15 protein-coding genes and 1 pseudogene are annotated in these 18,729 nt (G+C 53.8%); 5 read left to right on the top strand and 11 right to left on the bottom strand.

Annotated elements, in window-relative coordinates; translation table 11 throughout:
* The first annotated feature begins 491 nt into the window (after positions 1–491).
* Together OC605_RS08090 and OC605_RS08095 are read left to right on the top strand one after the other, a co-directional pair.
* Entirely contained in the window at positions 492–1,166 is a 675-nt protein-coding gene (locus tag OC605_RS08090) for a heavy metal response regulator transcription factor (RefSeq protein WP_039593197.1), read from the top strand.
* Positions 1,163–2,599, top strand: coding sequence for a heavy metal sensor histidine kinase (locus tag OC605_RS08095; protein ID WP_024014902.1), 1,437 nt, complete (start codon positions 1,163–1,165; stop codon positions 2,597–2,599). Before OC605_RS08090 ends, OC605_RS08095 begins: the two co-directional genes overlap by 4 nt.
* A 126-nt stretch (positions 2,600–2,725) precedes the next feature.
* Here the strand turns inward: OC605_RS08095 and OC605_RS08100 are convergent, their stop codons facing one another.
* The 11 genes and pseudogenes from OC605_RS08100 to OC605_RS08150 form a co-directional block, all read right to left on the bottom strand.
* Complete coding sequence (locus OC605_RS08100; protein ID WP_024014903.1) at positions 2,726–3,637, bottom strand: cation diffusion facilitator family transporter; 912 nt, start codon at positions 3,635–3,637, stop codon at positions 2,726–2,728.
* Positions 3,638–3,692: 55 nt separating this feature from the next.
* Positions 3,693–4,046: pseudogene (locus tag OC605_RS08105) on the bottom strand (DUF3703 domain-containing protein).
* Positions 4,031–4,360 (bottom strand): HNH endonuclease signature motif containing protein, encoded by a 330-nt coding sequence (locus OC605_RS08110; protein ID WP_073470827.1) that lies wholly within the window; start codon positions 4,358–4,360, stop codon positions 4,031–4,033. The pseudogene OC605_RS08105 and the gene OC605_RS08110 overlap by 16 nt, the downstream one beginning before the upstream one ends.
* Before the next feature lie 355 nt (positions 4,361–4,715).
* Positions 4,716–7,859, bottom strand: a complete 3,144-nt coding sequence (locus OC605_RS08115) for an efflux RND transporter permease subunit (protein ID WP_024014904.1) — start codon at positions 7,857–7,859, stop codon at positions 4,716–4,718.
* Positions 7,856–9,340, bottom strand: coding sequence for an efflux RND transporter periplasmic adaptor subunit (locus tag OC605_RS08120; protein WP_039593196.1), 1,485 nt, complete (start codon positions 9,338–9,340; stop codon positions 7,856–7,858). The genes OC605_RS08115 and OC605_RS08120 overlap by 4 nt, the downstream gene beginning before the upstream one ends.
* The gene (locus OC605_RS08125) at positions 9,337–10,593 is read right to left on the bottom strand and encodes a TolC family protein (protein ID WP_024014906.1); all 1,257 of its coding nucleotides are present in this window, start codon (positions 10,591–10,593) and stop codon (positions 9,337–9,339) included. Before OC605_RS08125 ends, OC605_RS08120 begins: the two co-directional genes overlap by 4 nt.
* Before the next feature lie 100 nt (positions 10,594–10,693).
* Positions 10,694–11,035, bottom strand: a complete 342-nt coding sequence (locus tag OC605_RS08130; protein ID WP_080377434.1) for a hypothetical protein — start codon at positions 11,033–11,035, stop codon at positions 10,694–10,696.
* Between the two features lie 73 nt (positions 11,036–11,108).
* A complete protein-coding gene (gene copD, locus OC605_RS08135) occupies positions 11,109–12,047 on the bottom strand; it encodes a copper homeostasis membrane protein CopD (RefSeq protein WP_024014908.1) in 939 nt (312 codons plus the stop codon).
* Between the two features lie 3 nt (positions 12,048–12,050).
* Positions 12,051–12,434: a copper homeostasis periplasmic binding protein CopC gene (copC, locus tag OC605_RS08140; RefSeq protein WP_024014909.1), complete on the bottom strand. Its 384-nt coding sequence runs from the start codon at positions 12,432–12,434 to the stop codon at positions 12,051–12,053.
* 360 nt (positions 12,435–12,794) lie between these two features.
* Positions 12,795–14,183, bottom strand: coding sequence for a heavy metal sensor histidine kinase (locus OC605_RS08145; RefSeq protein ID WP_024014910.1), 1,389 nt, complete (start codon positions 14,181–14,183; stop codon positions 12,795–12,797).
* Complete coding sequence (locus OC605_RS08150; RefSeq protein ID WP_019816984.1) at positions 14,183–14,869, bottom strand: heavy metal response regulator transcription factor; 687 nt, start codon at positions 14,867–14,869, stop codon at positions 14,183–14,185. The genes OC605_RS08145 and OC605_RS08150 overlap by 1 nt, the downstream gene beginning before the upstream one ends.
* A 204-nt stretch (positions 14,870–15,073) precedes the next feature.
* Here OC605_RS08150 and OC605_RS08155 point away from each other — a divergent pair, with 204 nt between their 5' ends.
* From OC605_RS08155 to OC605_RS08165, 3 genes are all read left to right on the top strand, one after another.
* Positions 15,074–15,427, top strand: a complete 354-nt coding sequence (locus tag OC605_RS08155) for a co-regulatory protein PtrA N-terminal domain-containing protein (protein WP_024616841.1) — start codon at positions 15,074–15,076, stop codon at positions 15,425–15,427.
* A gap of 157 nt (positions 15,428–15,584) precedes the next feature.
* Positions 15,585–16,118, top strand: coding sequence for a plastocyanin/azurin family copper-binding protein (locus OC605_RS08160; RefSeq protein WP_019816982.1), 534 nt, complete (start codon positions 15,585–15,587; stop codon positions 16,116–16,118).
* Between the two features lie 179 nt (positions 16,119–16,297).
* Positions 16,298–18,655 (top strand): heavy metal translocating P-type ATPase, encoded by a 2,358-nt coding sequence (locus tag OC605_RS08165; protein ID WP_083293927.1) that lies wholly within the window; start codon positions 16,298–16,300, stop codon positions 18,653–18,655.
* Positions 18,656–18,729 lie beyond the last annotated feature (74 nt).

Raw genomic sequence — 18,729 nt, forward strand, 5'->3', positions numbered from 1 at the left:
GCGGACGCAATTTCATAGTTCCTTCAACGCCTATTCTCTATACGTAAATGTAAAGTTTTGCACTTATCAGCAAGGTGACTGAAAAATTACAAATACGTTATCCAACGATGCAGCTATTTTTTTTGCACTAGCATAGGAGGAATGAAAGATTCGAACGTGGGGGCAGCAATATGCCGAAACAAATACCAACCTGGTATCTGCCGAACAGCACTTGTCGATTTTGGTTAACCATGTGTGGCGCTTGCCCAGTGTTCGATTCAACGGTCAAAGTGCGACACGTTGTCGCAAGGAGTCGCTGTGATGGCTCAAGACCGGGGGTTTAAGCTTGACCCTGTAGCGGCTACAGGCTTTAAGATCATTATTTAATATCTAATGCCGGATATCGGTAAGCGCAAAAAATTAAATGGTTTCGAATTATATAATTCTTCTCAGAAAATAAAACAATAACACTTCTGACCCAACTGACTTCCTATTGAAGAGGGCGAAATATCATGCGAATCCTTGTAATTGAGGACGAGCCTAAAACTGCCGAATACTTGCATCAAGGGCTGACAGAAAGTGGCTATATAGTCGACCGTGCGGTAACCGGAGCAGATGGACTTCATCTTGCACGTCAACATGTCTATGATTTGGTGATACTCGACGTTAATCTTCCAGAACTTGATGGCTGGGGTGTTCTTGAACATCTGCGCCAAAGCAGCAATACCAGGGTGATGATGTTGACGGCCCGGGGACGGCTTGCGGACAAAATTCGCGGGCTCGATCTGGGTGCTGATGACTATCTGGTTAAACCGTTTGAGTTCCCAGAGCTGCTTGCCCGAGTACGAACCCTTATGCGTCGAAGTGAACACATTCCTGTACCGCAGGTACTCAAAGTAGCCGATCTGGAGCTCGATCAAGGGCGCCACCGTGCCTTTCGTGGCGCGCAGCGTATAGATTTGACGACCAAGGAGTTCGCGCTTCTGCATCTACTGATGCGTCAGACTGGAGAGGTACTCTCACGAACCCAAATCATCTCCTTAGTGTGGGATATGAATTTTGACTGCGACACCAACGTTGTAGAGGTTTCAATCCGTAGATTGAGGGCCAAAATTGACGATCCCTTTGATAACAAATTGATCCACACCCTTCGCGGGGTTGGTTATGTATTGGAGGCACGCGAATGAAGCCGGCGAGCCTGTCAATGCGACTAGGTTTGACGGTGAGTATCTTGGGGGCCTTGTTAGTGGTGTTTCTGGCTATATTGGCCTTTTTCGCGCTTACGCATGAGCTGGATAAATTGGCGAAACATAGTCTGGAAAAGAAAATGGAGCAGGTGGAACACAGCCTCTCATTTTACGAGGATATGGCGGAGGTGAACTCGAAACCGCACTCCTTGCTGGATCAAGTCATGGGGCACGACAATCTAAATTTGTCCATTTATGACCTGACAAACCTCAGGACGCCAGTACTAAAATTCGGAACTGGTTTATCGGATCCACGAATCGAATTGAAAGCTGCTAATGCCGCCATCGACAATCTCTCATATTCTTCAAATTCCGATAGTGAGGGTCGACACTTCCTCACCGCATACAAACTCATCCGATTGAAGAATGGTAAAAATGTCGCCGTTTTGCTGTCCATGGATAGTGCGAACGATGAAGCATTGCTCAGCGCGTATCTTCGATCGACGATCATTGCTCTACCGCTTTTACTGATACTCATTGGAATTAGCGCTTGGGCTGTGGTGCAACGAGGGCTCTCTCCCCTCAGAGAATTTCGAAAGGTCGCCGCCATGATCTCGGCCCAAGATCTCAGTCATCGTCTTTCAGTGGTCAAAATGCCTCAGGAACTGAGTGAACTGGCCCATGGTATCAATTTCATGCTCCACCGACTCGACAGTGGTATTCAGCAGCTGTCGCAGTTTTCCGATGACTTGGCCCACGAATTACGTTCCCCAATCACCAATTTGATGGGGAAGGCACAAGTGACACTATCTCGGGAGCGACCTGCAGAAGAGTACAAAGCGGTGTTGGAGTCTTGCACCGAAGAGTTGGGCCGAGTCACCCGGATCGTCTCGGATATGCTCTTCCTCGCTCAAGTCAGTCATCCAGCGGCGCTCGTCCCGTTCGAGACAATTACGTTAGAAGATGAAGCATTGAAGGTCGTCGATCTGTTTTCGCTGTCGGCGGAAGAAAAGCGCATCAGCCTAAGCGTCGCCGGAAACGGCAAGACCATTGGCGACAGGCTGATGATTCAGCGAGCAATATCGAATCTGCTGTCGAACGCTATACGCCACTGCCCGGCCGGCCAATCTATTTCAATTGTTATCGAAAGCCATGCCGAACGAGTCTCGCTACTTGTAGGCAATCCAGGCGCAGGAATCGAACCTCAGCATCTGACGCACTTGTTCGACCGTTTTTATAGAGTCGACACCAGTCGCTCCCGTGCGGAAGGTGGGACTGGTCTTGGCTTGGCGATTGTCAGATCGATCATGAGTCTTCATCAGGGAACAGCGGAGGTTCAGAGCATGCCTGGTAGCATTACTGTTTTCAGGCTGAACTTTCCAAACCTCGAGGGACAAACTTCCTGGCAGCAGGCAAGACGGGTTCAGGGGTGAGTTTCAATATCAAGCTTGCATAATCCGCACTCAAATCCCCCCATACCTCTAGAAATACTCTGGTGGTGTAGGGGGCTTCCCCTTACGTGCCCTACCATTGACATGGGCTGTTCGCGACGTATCTTACTAGTGCTGCATACCTTCGCTTTCTTCGAGCCCTTCATGAAATCGCGAATCCTCTAATTGAAGCGTCGTATGGCTAATATGGAACGCTTCGCTCATAAGGTGCGTTACTTCAGCTAATATTTCCTGCTCGGTGCGGGAGAAACGTTGGACGACAAGGTGTGCACTCATGACATTCTTGCCGCTGGTCAAAGCCCAGATATGCAAATCATGAATATCTTCAACGCCTTCAACCGCCCTTATTCTTAGCTCCACTTCAGCGATATCGATGCCCTCTGGAACCCCTTGCAACAGGATATTCATGCTTTCTTTAAGCAAGATCCAAGTTCTGGGAAGGACCCATAACCCAATAGCTGCGGCAACGATCGCGTCAACCCAAATCCATCCGGTAAAGCGAATGATCAATGCGGCTCCTATCACGCCTATGGAGCCTAGCATGTCACTCCAAACCTCCAGATAAGCACCTTTGACGTTAAGACTTTCGTCACTGGCAGACATCAGCAAGCGCATTGAGACAAGGTTCACAACTAGCCCAATCACTGCCACGATCAGCATGCCTATCGATTCTATTTCTGTCGGAGTTTTAAACCGCTGGTAGGCCTCGTATAGGATGTACACCGCCACCATGAACAACAGAATCGCGTTGAAAGCAGCTGCGAGAATCTCAAATCGTGCATATCCGAATGTCCTTTTTTTATCCGCAGCGCGCTTGGCGATCTGAATAGCGACCAATGAAATAGCTAATGCAGTGGAATCGGTCAGCATATGAGCTGCGTCCGATAACAACGCCAAGCTGCCGGTAATGAAAGCCCCAATGACCTCTGAAATCATAAAACTCGTCGTTAACGCTAGAGCGATCCACAGTTTTTTCTCATGTCCTGCACGTGCTTGACCGTGACTATGACCAGCGCTCATATGTCTCTCCATGGGTGTAAGCGGATGCGACAACGACTCAGACCGCGCATGAGGATCAATCTTCATTCAGAAGAGTTTCCAGCTCTTGAGAAAGAGGCATCACCTGAAAAGAACTGACCCGGGCACGACCAGCATTCCCCGAAGGCACTCATACTTTAGAAAATAGCAGTGCAGCGATAACTCGTGTTATTTGTCCCAGGATCTCCCGAGGATCATGTGTCTTGACGCCCACGTACAGCATCAAGACGTGTGACTTTGCACGTAGCAAAGTGCGGCGTTGTGAGAGGATGTGGGTACGTTCAAGCCAATAGTAAGCGCGCCCATAATCTCGGGACAGAATCGCCACCCGAGCTTCGTCGAAGCCCTCAAGAATTGCCCTATGCAAAATCTCTTTCAGCTTGGGCTCCAACTATTTTCAGGGTAACCATCTGCGTCACGATCAATTCTGTCATGACAGCCTGGGCAGAGGAGCATCAGGTTGGCAGTATCGTTTGTGTGCGCCTCAGCATCATGATCCGCACGTCCCCGAGGCCCCTTGGGACTGGCGGGTAGGATATGCGCCACTTCGCCCCATTTCATTGGCTTGCCGGCACGATAGTCGAACGTTAGATCTGCGCCGCACAGTTCACAATGACCAGCGGTCTGTGTCCATACGATCCGCTTCGTCTCATCATTCGTATTAAAGCGCCCACTCGCAGGCTTTGCGTCTTCTTGTTCTGCCATTCCGACCTACCCCCCGAGAAACATCCATGATCGAAAACGATGACGGCAAGATAAGATCATATTAAGGTCATTTGCCTCAATTTCAAGAGAGATATCAGGGTGACGAATGCTAAGTCGGCTTTGAGCAGGGTGCTTTTTTTGGCTCATCGAAACGCAGTGATGGAAGCGGGCGTTTTTCTAGCAAGTGCTGGTGGGGAATGGCACTGACCACAGCGTATGTATCGAAATTAGCGAGTTTATGCAAAATACATAAACTCGCTAATTTCGATACATACCGCGCGTAGAACTGATGACAACGAGATGTGCAACTCAAACGAGGCTGCAAGCGCAGCCCCTTTTGCACATTTTTTCCGCGTTAGTGCCTGCCAGGCTCAGCGGATAGGCGTCGACGGCGCATGAGGTGATAGGCCGCCGGAATGACGAACAGCGACAGCAACGGCGCCGTGACCATACCGCCAATCATCGGGGCGGCAATGCGGCTCATCACCTCGCTGCCGGCACCACCTCCTAAAAGTATTGGTAACAAACCAGCGATAACCACCGCAACGGTCATGGCCTTGGGGCGAACGCGCTGCACAGCGCCTTCACGAATCGCGGCCATCAACCCGCGTTCTGTGTTGTCACCGAGCTCTTGACGCTCGGCCCAGGCATTTTTCAGGTAGAGCAGCATGATCACGCCAAATTCGGCAGAAACTCCAGCCAGGGCGATAAAGCCGACCCCGGTGGCAACCGACAGGTTGAATCCCAACAGATAGAGAAACCATGCTCCGCCCGTGAGAGCGAATGGCAGCGTGGCCATAATCAGCAAAGCCTCATCAAAGCGTGCAAATGTCAGGTAAAGCAGGACGAAGATGATCAGCAGCGTGGCGGGGACCACCAGTTTTAGTCGTGCATTTGCCCTCTCAAGAAACTCGAACTGACCTGAGTAGCTCAGGCTCATGCCGGGCTGCAACTTGACCTGCTCGCTGACGAGCCGACGTAGATCGGCGACTACCGATGCAATGTCCCGGCCACGCACGTCGATGTACACCCAGCCTGAAGGCCGTGCGTTTTCACTTTTGAGCATCGGCGGCCCGTCGTTGACCTTGATCTTCGCCACTGTGCCAAGGGTGATCTGGCTGCCTAGCGGGGTGTAGATTGGCAACTGCTCCAAAGCGCTAAGCGAATCCCGCCACTCCCGAGGGTAACGGACGTTGATTGGGAAGCGTGCAAGCCCTTCAATGGTTTCACCGACATTTTCCCCGCCGATAGCGCCGGCCACGATCGACTGCACATCGGCGATATTCAGTCCGTATCGGGCGGCGGCTTGTCGGTCGATATCCACGTCGATGTAACGTCCACCGGTTAATCGCTCGGCCAGAGCCGAACTGACACCGGCTACGCCCTTGGCCACTCGCTCGACCGCCTGAGTCGCCGAATCGATTTCCGTCAGGTTGGTGCCGGCAATCTTTACACCAATAGGACTTTTGATCCCCGTAGCCAGCATGTCTATTCGGTTGCGAATCGGTGGTATCCAGATATTCGTCAGCCCAGGAACTCGCACCACTCGGTCCAGCTCCTCCACCAGTTTTTCCGGAGTCATGCCTGGTCGCCATTGCTCCTGTGGCTTGAACTGGATGGTGGTTTCGAACATCTCCAGCGGCGCCGGGTCGGTGGCAGTTTCGGCACGTCCCGCTTTACCGAAGACATGTTCGACCTCTGGCACGGTCTTGATCAGGCGGTCGGTCTGTTGCAGCAGTTGCGCCGCTTTCTGTGCGGACAATCCGGGCAGCGCCGAAGGCATATAGAGCAGGTCGCCCTCATTCAAAGGCGGAAGAAACTCGCCCCCCAAGCGCGACATTGGCCATAGCGCACTAAAAAACACCAACGCCGCCACAAGCAGCGTGATCCTCGGTCGCCGCAGCACTGCATCCAGAGCCGGCTGGTAGATCCGGATGAGCCAGCGGCTCAGCGGGTTGTTTTTTTCATTAGGAATCCGTCCCCGAATCCAGTAGCCCATCAAAACCGGCACCAAGGTCACTGACAATCCCGCTGCTGCAGCCATGGCGTAGGTCTTGGTGAAAGCCAGCGGGCCGAACAGCCGACCCTCTTGCGCTTGCAGGGTGAACACCGGAATGAACGAAAGAGTGATGATCAACAAACAGAAGAATAGGGCTGGTCCAACTTCAGTCGCCGCTTCGGTCATTACCTGCCAATGACGTTCACCATTCAGTTCCTCACCTGGATTGGCCACGTGCCATGCCTCAACTTTCTTGTGTGCGTTTTCGATCATCACCACAGCAGCATCGACCATGGCGCCGATGGCGATGGCTATCCCACCCAGGGACATGATGTTGGCGTTGAGCCCTTGGTAGCGCATGACAATAAAGGCCATCAGTACACCGACCGGCAGGGAAATAATAGCCACCAGAGAGGAGCGCAGGTGCCAAAGAAAGATCCCGCAAACCAATGCGACAACGATGAACTCTTCGATGAGCTTGTGGCTGAGGTTTTCAACAGCGCGGTCAATCAGTTTCCCACGGTCGTAGGTGGTGACAATTTCCACTCCGGCCGGAAGGCTGCTTTTCAACTCGTCGAGTTTGGTCTTGACCGCCGCAATGGTCTCGCGAGCATTCTTACCGCTGCGCAAAATCACCACGCCGCCAACCGTCTCGCCTTCGCCGTCGAGTTCGGTGATGCCACGGCGCATCTCCGGCCCCAACTGGATCGTGGCGACATCGCCCAAGTTCACCGGCACACCGCCCGATCCCAGCTTGAGGGGGATCGCCCGAAAATCATTGAGCGTCTTCAGGTAGCCGGATGCACGCACGATGAACTCGGTCTCTGCCATCTCCAGCACCGCGCCACCCGTTTCCTGATTGGCCTTGCCGATCGCTTCGGTCACCTCGGCCTGCGTAATACCAAGACTGGCCAGTTTGAGCGGATCAAGCTGCACTTGGTACTGCTTGACCATGCCGCCCACAGTGGCCACTTCCGCCACATTGGGCAGGGTCTTGAGTTCAAACTTGAGGAACCAGTCCTGAAGTGCGCGTAGCTGCGCCAGATCATGCCCGCCAGTGCGATCCACCAGCGCGTACTGGAAGATCCATCCTACGCCTGTCGCATCTGGCCCCAACGCTGGCTTGGCGCTGGCCGGCAAGCGGCTTTGTACTTGGCTCAAGTACTCCAACACCCGCGAGCGAGCCCAGTACAAGTCAGTGCCGTCTTCGAACAGCACATAGACAAAGCTGTCACCGAAAAAGGAATAACCACGCACCGTCTTGGCACCTGGTACTGAGAGCATGGTGGTGGCCAACGGATAGGTGACCTGGTTCTCGACAATCTGGGGTGCTTGTCCAGGATACGGGGTGCGGATGATCACCTGCACATCGGACAAGTCTGGTAGCGCATCAATGGGCGTGCTCTGCACCGACCAAATGCCCCACGCCGTGATAAACAGCGTCGCCAGTAGCACCAGGAATCGGTTGGTTACGGACCAACGAATCAGGGCTGCAATCATGGCTGGCCCCCTGATTTGTCCAGACGCTCAACACGCAAGCCGTCGTCGGTCTGATTCACACCTATCCGGACCTTGTCGCCCGTTTTAAGACCCTGCATCAGAGCGGGATTGGCGAGCGGGAACGTCATCGTCATGCCAGGCATGCCCAGCGTCTTAAAAGGGCCGTGAGCGAGAGTGACTTCTTTATCGTTGATCTCAACGATTTGCCCATCCGCTTCATGCAAACCGGCGGCGGCTGCACTGGTGGGTGAAGGTTCCTCTGATTTGGCAACGATGCCTTTAAGACTGGCCTCTGAGTCGAGCAGGAACTGGCCAGAGCTAACCACTTTTTGGCCCTCTTCCAACCCTTTCAATATCGCCGTCTTGCCATCGCTTTCCTGCCCAAGTTGCACCTCCACGGGACGATAGCGACCGGCGTCTTCAGCGAGCATCACCAGGGCACGTAGACCGGTGCGAATGACCGCCTCGCTCGGCACCCACAGCACACTTTGCTCCGTCGCGCGATTAAGGCTCACGCGTGCGGTCATACCCGGCCTGAGACGGCCTTGCGGGTTAGGCAATTCGACGCGCACGCGAAGGGTGCGACTATCGGGATTGGTTTCTGGAAGAATCGCGCTTACCACGCCGTTGAGCACGACGCCTGGGAACGCGGGCAAACGCGCCTCAGCCACTTGTCCCAGCTGTATCGACCCGAATTCAGTCTCCGGGACCGCCAGAGCCAGCCAGACGTTACTCAACCCATTCACGCGTGCCAGTGTTTGGCCGGCAGCCACTGTCATACCTTCGCGCACATCGAGTTCTTGCAACACCCCACTGATAGGGCTGGTGAGGGTCAGGTTCGGTTGGACTTTGCCACTGCGCTCTACTTGAGTAATCGATGCCGCCGGCATCCCGGTAAGCCGCAAACGCTGGCGAGCCGCTGCCAGCAAGCCCGCATCGCCGCTACGCTTAAGTGCGAGAAACTCCTCCTGAGCCGCAGACCACTCCGGGACAAGAATATCCGCCAAGGCGGCGTTGGCTTTGATCACATCGCCAGGAGCATGGGCATACACGCGCTCGACGAAACCCGCCGTACGGGCCTGGATGACGGCGACGTCACGCTCGTTGAAGGTCAATACACCTACAACGTCCAGACTCGAAGCAAACACACCTCGATTGACCGTAGCCAGTCGCACACCAAGATTCTGGGTCAGGCTTGGATCAATGCGAACAGTGGCGCTGTCCCCCTTGCTATCCGCGTACTGAGGGACCATCTCCATGTCCATGAAGGGCGACTTACCCGGCTTATCGAATTTCTGTTGTGGGTACATGGGGTCGTACCAATACAGAACCTTGCGATCGACTGAGGACTCCGGCTTCGGCTCCGATGCTGCATCCGGTACTGCGCTCACCCTCGGTTGAGCCAACCAGTAACCACCGGCGACTCCCAAAGCAATTGAGATGCTGACAACAAAAACCCCTTTCCATGTTCGAGAGATCATTGAGCGGACTCCCCATAGGCGAAATACAGGCGAGCGCTGGTGAGAGCACGCTGCTCTTCAACATCAATCTGCTTGAGACGGGCTTCGATAAGCTCGCGCCGAGCGGCCACGACGGAGTTCAGATCGCCTTTGCCGGCGCGATAGCTGGCCATAGTGAGCTCGACCTTTTCCTTAGCCAAAGGGAGCAGGCTGGTCTGGGCTCGATGAACGGCGCGGTTCAGGCGCTCATAGTCCGCTAAGTCATCCTCCAATTGCTGGGTGTGCTCGCGTGAAAGGACCTCACGCTCAGCCTCAAGCTGATTGAGTTCCGCATGCTTGGCTGCGATTTTTGGGTTTTGTCGCGAGTCAGGAAACAGTGGTAGATCCCATGAAAACTGCACGCTGACCATGTCGCCGAACTCTCGGCCGCGATGCTGATAGTCGACTTCCCAGCTCCAATCAGACCGCTTTTCCGCTTCGGCCTCGCGCACCTTGGCCTGCGCTTCGCGGGTCATTGGGGCAAACGCTGCCAATTCTGGGTGATGTTGAACGTTGTGAGAGTACCCAGAGGCTTCTACAGGCCATTCAGGCAAGCTGCCCACAGGTTTATCGTTTGCGGCTGGTCCAATCCAGCTCTTCAAAGCTGCTCGGGCTTGCGATCTCTGGCGAATCAGATCGTCCTGCTGCTCTTCCAGTTGTGCCGCCTCCTGTTTGGGCGTGACGGCATCAGCAGGTTGAGCGCGGCCACCGGCAATCTGCGCGCGGACGGTATCGGCCAGCAGGCGGTTTTCCCTATAGAAGTCCTGGAACAGCGCGTCTTTACGCTCAACGGAATAGCTGCTGATCCAGGCCAGCGCCGTGGCCTGACGAACCTTTAGACGTTCGACCAGACGCTCAGCGGCAGCGCGGTCAATGGCTGCATCAGCAACCTCGATTCGGGCTTTTCGTTTGGCGCTGTTCGGCATTTCCTGACTGACACCGACCATTTGCATGGTCATGAAGTCCTGATCGATGCTCCAGCGATCCGGCCCCCCAATGGGATAGTTCTGTATACCTACCAGCAACTTGGGATCGGGTAGTTCCCCGGCTGGGATGGCTGCACTAGTGGCGGCACGAATTTTTGCATCTTGTGCAGTCAGCGACGGCGCATTGGTTTCAGCCAGCTGCAAAGCATCATCGAGTGTCAACGCAGCAGCGAAACTCGGCGTGGCCAATACGCTTGCCGCCAAGATGGCCACGAGGGGCCGCCCTGTGCAATAGCACTTGGATTTCATGTTCACGATTCCTGTGATGATCCACTGCGTGCTTCATGAGAGATGCACGCAGATATCCCATACCGCCTGACGCGGAATGAGGCTCAGTGTGGTACAGGAATCAAATGCGGGGAGGTCGCCATACCCCTGATGGAGTTTGGACAGGATGGGAATCTATGGAGATGGACGCTGCGAGGGGGCTCGACAGGGTCACCGGAGGCTTGATGATGGAGACTTGCAGCATGCCGCCGGTCTTGCACTCCTGGCCCGGCTTACAGGGTTTACCGTGCTCGGTTGGGCTTTTCATGTCATGGCAGCAGTCTTGGCCCATGCCGTCCATCATCGCCATGCCCATGGTTTGCATCGGGCACGGCTCTGTCGGCGCCTGAACACCCGCCATCCCGCTGAAGGGAAGCGCCAGGCTAATCAGGAAAATCAGGCAAAGCCGTAGATAGCGTGTCATGGGCTGAAGTGTAGCCAGTAGAAATGGTGCTAACAATCACGTTCTAGGCTTCTTGGTTAGCTGCCAGAAACCTCTATTGCGCGCTCATTTCCATTTCAGGACTTAGCGTGCCTAACCATGCGACAAGACAGATGATGAGGATTGCCATCAGGAATTCGAATTTCATGCTGCGGCGCAAGGCATTGACCGCTACAGAGTATTGACCATTGCGAACCGAGCGCTCCAATAGCGGGCTTAAGTGAAAGCGGTTCAGCGTCGCTAAAACGATCATCCCGGCAAAGAGCAGGATCTTCAAAAACAGCAACTGGCCATAGGTACTGAGCATGACCTCATCAAGGTTGGGACCGACGATGAAAAGGTAATTTACTACTCCCGTAACGCTTATGATCGCAACAATCACACCGCCGGCCGACTCAAAGCCAGTCAGCACGCGGGCAAGAATACGTGCTTCCTCCTCACCCTTCAGCGATTTCAACCGCAGCAGTAGAGCGAAGGCCGCTAGAGCACCCAACCAGCCACCTGCCGCTAATAAATGGAAAATGTCGCTGAGAAAATGCCAGTAGCGGCGGCTGCCTTCGTCCATGGCACCATGCCCTGTCCAGGCTAGCGTGGCCAACGCGATTGCTCCACAGGCGGTGACGATCCAGAGGCTGGGTGTCGGATATCGTTTATTCAACGCGACGCCCAGAATTGCCCCCACCAAGGCGGCTATCCGAACCATCCAGGTCAACCCAACATCGGTGCCCATGATGACCATTTCAAAAATGTGGTGATGTAGCTCCATAAGCTCCGATACACCGCTCATTGCTTTTGCAAGCAACAACATCGCAGCAAGGGACAGAGCTACACCTGCAATAGAAGTACCGTAAAGAAGCGACTCAAAGTTCAAGACCGTGCCCGATACCCTTTCCTTTCCCCTGAGACTGTACAAGCCGAATATGGCCAGTCCAAATAACAACATCAGGTCAAAATAGAGAGCAAAGCGAACCACGATATTTAATGAGTCGCTCATGGATCATTTCACTTTGAATGAAAAGTTGCCGGTGATCGGGTGGGTGTCCGAAGACACTGCACGCCATTCAACTTTGTAGGTACCGGTGGTCAGCGGTGCAGCCGGCGTAATCACCATCGTTTTCGGATCACCACCAGCAGCGACAGCGGCCTTTACACCCATGGGGGAGTTAGGCATGCCAGGCATGTCGGTCATGATCAGCTTTGCACCGGAAAACTGAGTGGTGAGATTCTCAGAAAAATGCAGTTCGATTTTCGACGGAGCCGCCGCATCCGAGCCTTCTGCCGGAGTGGAAGAAAGAAGTTTTGGATGTGCCTGGGCCACTGCACTCAGAAGCAAACCAGCAGTGATTGCAACGGCCACGGACGTAGTTTTAAGGAATGACATGCAAGACTCCTCACAGCAAGCGCTGTTGATTCGAGGTTTTTTGGGAGGAACTAGTTTTTAATTTCTTTAAAAACCACTGTTGATTAACTCGGAGCCCCCGTCCTCTTCGCCAGGTTGAACAGGAGAAACTCGCTAGCCCTAACGTCACAGTGCGAGAACACGATGCCACACGATCACAAACTGTTCGATTACATTTCAGTCAGCTTGATCCGATGTTTGGCATCTAATCGTTGAGCGTAGCAAGGCCTGAAAAGAGACGGCGTACCGCAGGACCGGGGAGCTCAATCACTCTGAAAAATCCGCAGAGGCGTAGCTAAACGCACAACGCCAAGACGCCGTTGGTCCCAAATGTTTTGTCGCTCAGCTAACCGTCGAATCGACGGCCGGAAACTCAAGATGAAAAGCCGTTTTCCCGTCGCCTGACGTACACCAGATCTTGCCATCGTGCGCTTCGACAATTGATCGGGTAATCGACAGACCTAGCCCTGCGTTGCTTGGACTTCCTTCTCGCCGCGCTGGGTCCACGCGATAAAAACGATCAAACAGCTTTTCAAGGTGTTCGGGGGCAATGGGCTCACCATGGTTTTCCACGACAACCGTTACCGACGCATCCTTGTGCTGAATATCGACACTGATTGACGTCCCTTCATAGGTGTAGCGCAGCGCATTTGAGAGCAGATTGGAAATCGCTCGGTGGAGCATAAGAACATCACCTCGCACGCTCCCCCGTCCTGAAACCTTGAGCTCGATCCCTCGTTCATCAGCCAACAGGCGGTAGTACTCAAGCAATTTTTCCACGACAGCCACCAGGTCTATTGGCTTGCTCTCGTGCGTAATTAGACCATTGTCAGATTTCGCCAGAAAAAGCATGTCATCAATCATCCGGCTCATGCGCTTCAAGTCATCAAGATTGGAGTACAAATTGTCTTCGTAGTCCTCGATGTTTCTTTTTCTCGAAAGCACCACTTCAGTGTGGGTCATCAAGTTGCTCACGGGGGTCCGTAGTTCGTGGGCAATGTCTGCCGAAAAGTTGGATAACCGGACAAATGCATCGTCGAGCCTGGATAACATGGCGTTGAACGACAACACCATCTGTTGAAGCTCTTTCGGAACGGGTGCCAGGGGAATACGCTCCTTGAGTGATTTTGCTGACATGGAGGCAGCAACCCGTGTGACCTGGCGGATAGGCCGCATGCCACTGCTAGCTACCATCCAGCCGAGTGCAGCACTGACCAATGCGCTGATCACCAACCCTATCCAAAACCATCGTTCGAGCGTCTCGAAAAAGGACATATGCTGCGTAACGTCAAAAATCAACATGACAGTTAATGGCCTTTCTTGTCCCGTCACTACGGATTGCGCAGTCACACCACGGAACATCTGCTCTTGCTCCCGCCATTCCCAGACGGTTGTGTTTGTGGTTGTTCGAAACGCCTTCGGAACGTCGACCGGGCCGGGATCCGCAAACAGCACCTTGCCGTCGCCATCGATGATAAGCGCAGTCAAATCACGGTGTGCGCCCAGCAGCGCTTCTAACTCCGGTTTAGCCTCGCTGAATTGATCGATGTTGCTCAGCCCGGACAAGATCCGCTGGGTCGAGTGGAGTTTTTCGTACAATGCCTGCTGATCCAGCATCTTGAAATGATGCCGGCTGAGGTTATTGAAACTGAGTCCGGCGACCGTGAGCACGGCCGTTACCGCGAGCATAAACATCAGACTCATACGAGTCGTCAGGGACATCCGGTTCATCACGACTCCGAATCTGGTGCATCGAGCATGTAACCCATTCCCCTTGAGGTATGAATCAACTTGACCTCAAAATCGTCGTCTATCTTGGCCCTGAGCCGTCTCACTGCAACCTCGATAACGTTGGTATCGCTGTCGAAGTTCATATCCCAAACCTGGGAGGCGATAAGAGACTTTGGCAGCACCTCCCCTCGACGACGCAGCAGAAGCTCAAGCAACGCAAACTCTTTGGCCGTAAGGTCTATGCGTTTGCCTCCTCGGATGGCTCGACGCTTGAGCAGGTCCACTTCAAGGTCAGCCAGTTTCATAAAGGTTTGCGAAGGTGCGCTGCTACCGCGACGCAGCAACGTTCTGACTCGAGCAAGCAATTCAGAAAACGCGAAGGGTTTGATCAGATAGTCATCCGCACCGAGTTCAAGTCCCTTCACTCGGTCTTCAACGCGGTCTCTGGCGGTGAGAAAAAGCACCGGGACGTCTTTCCCGGAAGCGCGAACCTTCTGCAGGACTTCCCAGCCATCCAAACCCGGCATCATGACGTCGAGAATCAGCAGATCATAGGCTTCGCTCAAAGCGTGCTGAAGCGCCTCTTTTCCATTCGTGAAACGGTCGACATTGAACCCGGCCTCGTTGAGCCCTTGCTGCAAATAGATACCTATTTTTGGTTCGTCTTCAGCGACAAGAAGTCTCATGAGGTCGTTCTCAGATAAAGGTTAAGCGGAGTCTGCAACGAAAACTGGCAGCCAACCAGCAACTGACAGAAAAGTAATCTTGGCTTCAGGTAGATGTCAGCGAGTGCTGGCTAGGGTTCAGACATGAGTACTTCATTGGTGCTCGACCGACCTCTGAGCGATGAATCGTATGGAAGTCGGATTCCCTCATGAGGAGCTACCCCTATGAACCGCCTGAAAATGCTGTTTTTTGTAAGCTCGATACTGGTCTCGGCTTCTGTGTGGGCTGAAAGCGGCGGAGATCGAGTCATTGAGCGTATGGAAGGTTTGCGCGACAAGGCCGAAGCCACGTTGATGAAAGCTGAACAAGCCCCTGAAGGAGAGCGTCACGTCCACATGGCAGAACACATGAAGATGCTTGGGGACATCATGAGCCAGCTCCACAACGATCACCCAGATGCCTCAATGTCACCCCAAGAGCATCTAGCCTGGATGGAGAAGCACGACAAAATCGTTGATGACGTTTTGCGCCAGATGCAGCGCGAGCACAAATTGATGCTTTCAGAAAACCATCAATAAACGCCCCCTGGATAAGTACTTGTCAGCATCTTGTTGCGGCGTCAATTGGACGCCGTATCTATTTAGAAAACTGACAAAGAAGTAATGCCCAAGTCAGTTAGCCGGCAGCTGAGCATCATTAGCATAGCCAATGTTCCCACGTATTCCTGAGGTCACCATGAAAACTACGCTCGCTACTCCGTTCATCGCAGCAATGACCCTTTTTTTCGCTGCTACGGCTATGGCTAATGCTGGGCATGGACAAGACGACATAGGCCAGCCTGGTGTGGCCTCTGACGTTACCCGCACTGTAGAGGTCGAGATGGGCGACATTTTTTTCAAGCCTAAAAGCATTGACGTAAAACCTGGTGAAACAATCCGCTTTGTCCTTCGCAACGAGGGTTCGCTGCTGCATGAGTTCAACATCGGCAAAGCCGCTGCTCATGCAGCACACCAGAAAGAAATGGCAAGCATGTTCAAGAACGGAACACTAAGCCCTACCGGTACCGGGAAGATGAGCGGCATGAGCCACGGCATGGGCGGAATGAAGATGGTCGCAATGGAGCATGACGACCCTAACAGTGTCCTGATTGAGCCTGGCTCAACCCAAGAGCTGATCTGGACCTTCAACGACAGTGCAGGGCTGCAGTTTGCCTGCAACGTGCCGGGGCATTACCAATCGGGAATGGTCGGCGAGTTTGATCTGAAATAAACCGGAGTCGGCTGTTTCTGCCGGCCCGACGCAAGAGTTGGCTACGCTAAGTCAAGTAACATAGCAACGCTTACTCAGCCGGGGTCCGTGCGGAAACATCACCGCACCACTGTGGAGCCGCAAATAATCGTTGTACTGAATATGCTCATTTCTAGTAGCACCTTACAAGGGGAATAGACATGCCTACCACCTCTGGCCATCACGACCATAATCACACCCATGCTGCTTCCCGGGATGATGCTGATCTACATGACCCGGTGTGTGGAATGGCAGTCACTTCGTCGAGTAAATTTGCTGAGACTTACCAGGGACAGACGTATCGGTTCTGTAGCCTGAAATGCCAGGAGAAGTTTCGAGCGGACCCTGAGCGCTACAGTGGCCACGTGGTGCGCGACGAGTCAGGCAGCACAACGCCGGAGTCTGCGGTACAAACGGGCGCTGAATTTACGTGCCCGATGCATCCTGAAATACGGCAGACCGGACCCGGTAACTGTCCTAAATGTGGCATGGCACTAGAGCCTGTCATGCCGGCACTTGATGAAGAAGAAAATCCTGAACTCCGGGATTTCAATCGCCGCTTCTGGTGGTCGCTGCCCTTAACCGTGGTCGTAACCGTGCTCGCGATGGCGGGTCACTCGTTACAACTTCTTCATGGTTCAGCTCAAAACTGGATCGAGTTCGCTCTGGCGACACCCGTGACCTTATGGGCAGGGTGGCCTTTTTTTGTAAGGGGACTGGCCTCGGTTAAAAATCGCAGTCCCAACATGTGGACTCTGATTGGGTTGGGCACTGCCGCAGCTTATCTGTACAGCGTCATAGCAACAATCTTCCCCCAAAGTTTTCCCGCCAATTTCATGCAAGATGGACGTATCGGCGTTTACTTCGAAGCGGCAGCGGTCATCATCTCGCTCACGTTGCTTGGCCAGATCCTTGAGCTCAAAGCCCGATCACAAACTTCCGCCGCCATTAAGTCTCTTCTCGGCCTTTCGCCCAAAACTGCACGTCGGATCAATGCCGATGGCCATGAGGAAGACATTCCTCTCACCCATGTGCACCTGGGAGACCACTTACGGGTCAGACCAGGTGAGAAGGTGCCAGTTGATGGTTCAGTACTTGAGGGTGAAAGTGCGGTGGATGAGTCGATGCTCACTGGCGAGCCAGTCCCGGTAATGAAGAAAGCTGGAGATAGCCTGATCGGCGCCACGCTGAATACGCATGGAAGCTTGGTAATGGAGGCGCAGAAGGTCGGTGCCGAAACCATGCTGTCCCAGATCGTACAGATGGTCGCGAGAGCTCAGCGTTCCAAGGCTCCGATGCAACGAATGGCCGACTCGATTGCCGGCTACTTCGTGATGGGTGTTATCACGATTGCGATAATGACATTTATCGGTTGGGGGCTTTTCGGCCCTGAGCCCAGTTGGGTGTTTGGTCTAATCAACGCTGTCGCCGTGCTGATCATCGCTTGTCCCTGTGCGTTGGGACTTGCTACGCCTATGTCGATCATGGTGTCGACAGGTAAAGCAGCAAGCATGGGTGTTTTGTTCAGAGATGCCAGTGCGATTGAGAGCCTTTGCAGAATCGACACGCTGGTTGTCGACAAGACAGGCACCCTAACAGAGGGACGGCCCGTGTTTCACAGCGTGGAGGCCACTCCCACCTTCAATCCCGACGACGTCCTTCACCTGGCTGCCAGCCTTGATCAGGGCAGCGAGCATCCTTTAGCACATGCGATCGTCGATCACGCCCGAGCCGTGAACATCAAGCTCACCAAGCCGGAATCCTTTGAGTCTGATTCGGGTATCGGGGTCAGTGGCGTTGTCGATGGCAAGAAGCTTCAGCTGGGGAACACAGCGTTGATGGAAGCCGCAGGCGTGAGCACCAACTCCCTACAAGAGCGCGCTGAGGTGTTGCGACTTGACGGCATCAGTATTATCTACCTCGCAGTCGACGGCGCATTGGCAGGTTTGTTGGCCGTATCAGATCCGATCAAGCCAACCTCAAAAGAGGCCGTCACCAAGCTTAAGGCTCACAACGTGAAAATCATCATGGCTACTGGGGACGGGCTTACTACCGCTCGGGCTGTCGCCAGGGAGATGGGGATTGAAGAGGTTCACGGTGAAGTCAAACCCCAAGACAAGGAGCGCTTGGTGGCAGACCTACAGCAACACGGGCGAAAAGTGGCCATGGCAGGTGACGGTATCAACGATGCTCCGGCCCTAGCGCGAGCAGATGTGGGGATAGCCATGGGAACGGGGACTGACGTGGCGATGAATAGCGCGCAACTCACGCTGGTAAAAGGTGACCTGATGGGGATCTTACGAGCACGAGCTCTTTCGGTCGCCACAGTTAAAAACATGCGCCAGAATTTGGGCTTCGCTTTTCTCTACAACTCAATGGGTATACCTCTTGCCGCTGGTTTGCTCTATCCATTGACGGGGCACCTCCTGTCGCCAATGATCGCTGCCATAGCCATGAGCGTCAGTTCTGCATCTGTAGTTTTCAATGCATTGAGGTTGAGGAATAGTCGAATTGACTGAGCGTCGATGACGCTCACGACCTTGATCAGATAATCGTTGACCTTGCCATGGTGTCAACGTCGATGCTGTCGCTG

It is taken from the genome of Pseudomonas sp. Marseille-Q5117, from assembly GCF_946901175.1.
GTDB lineage: Bacteria > Pseudomonadota > Gammaproteobacteria > Pseudomonadales > Pseudomonadaceae > Aquipseudomonas > Aquipseudomonas iranensis.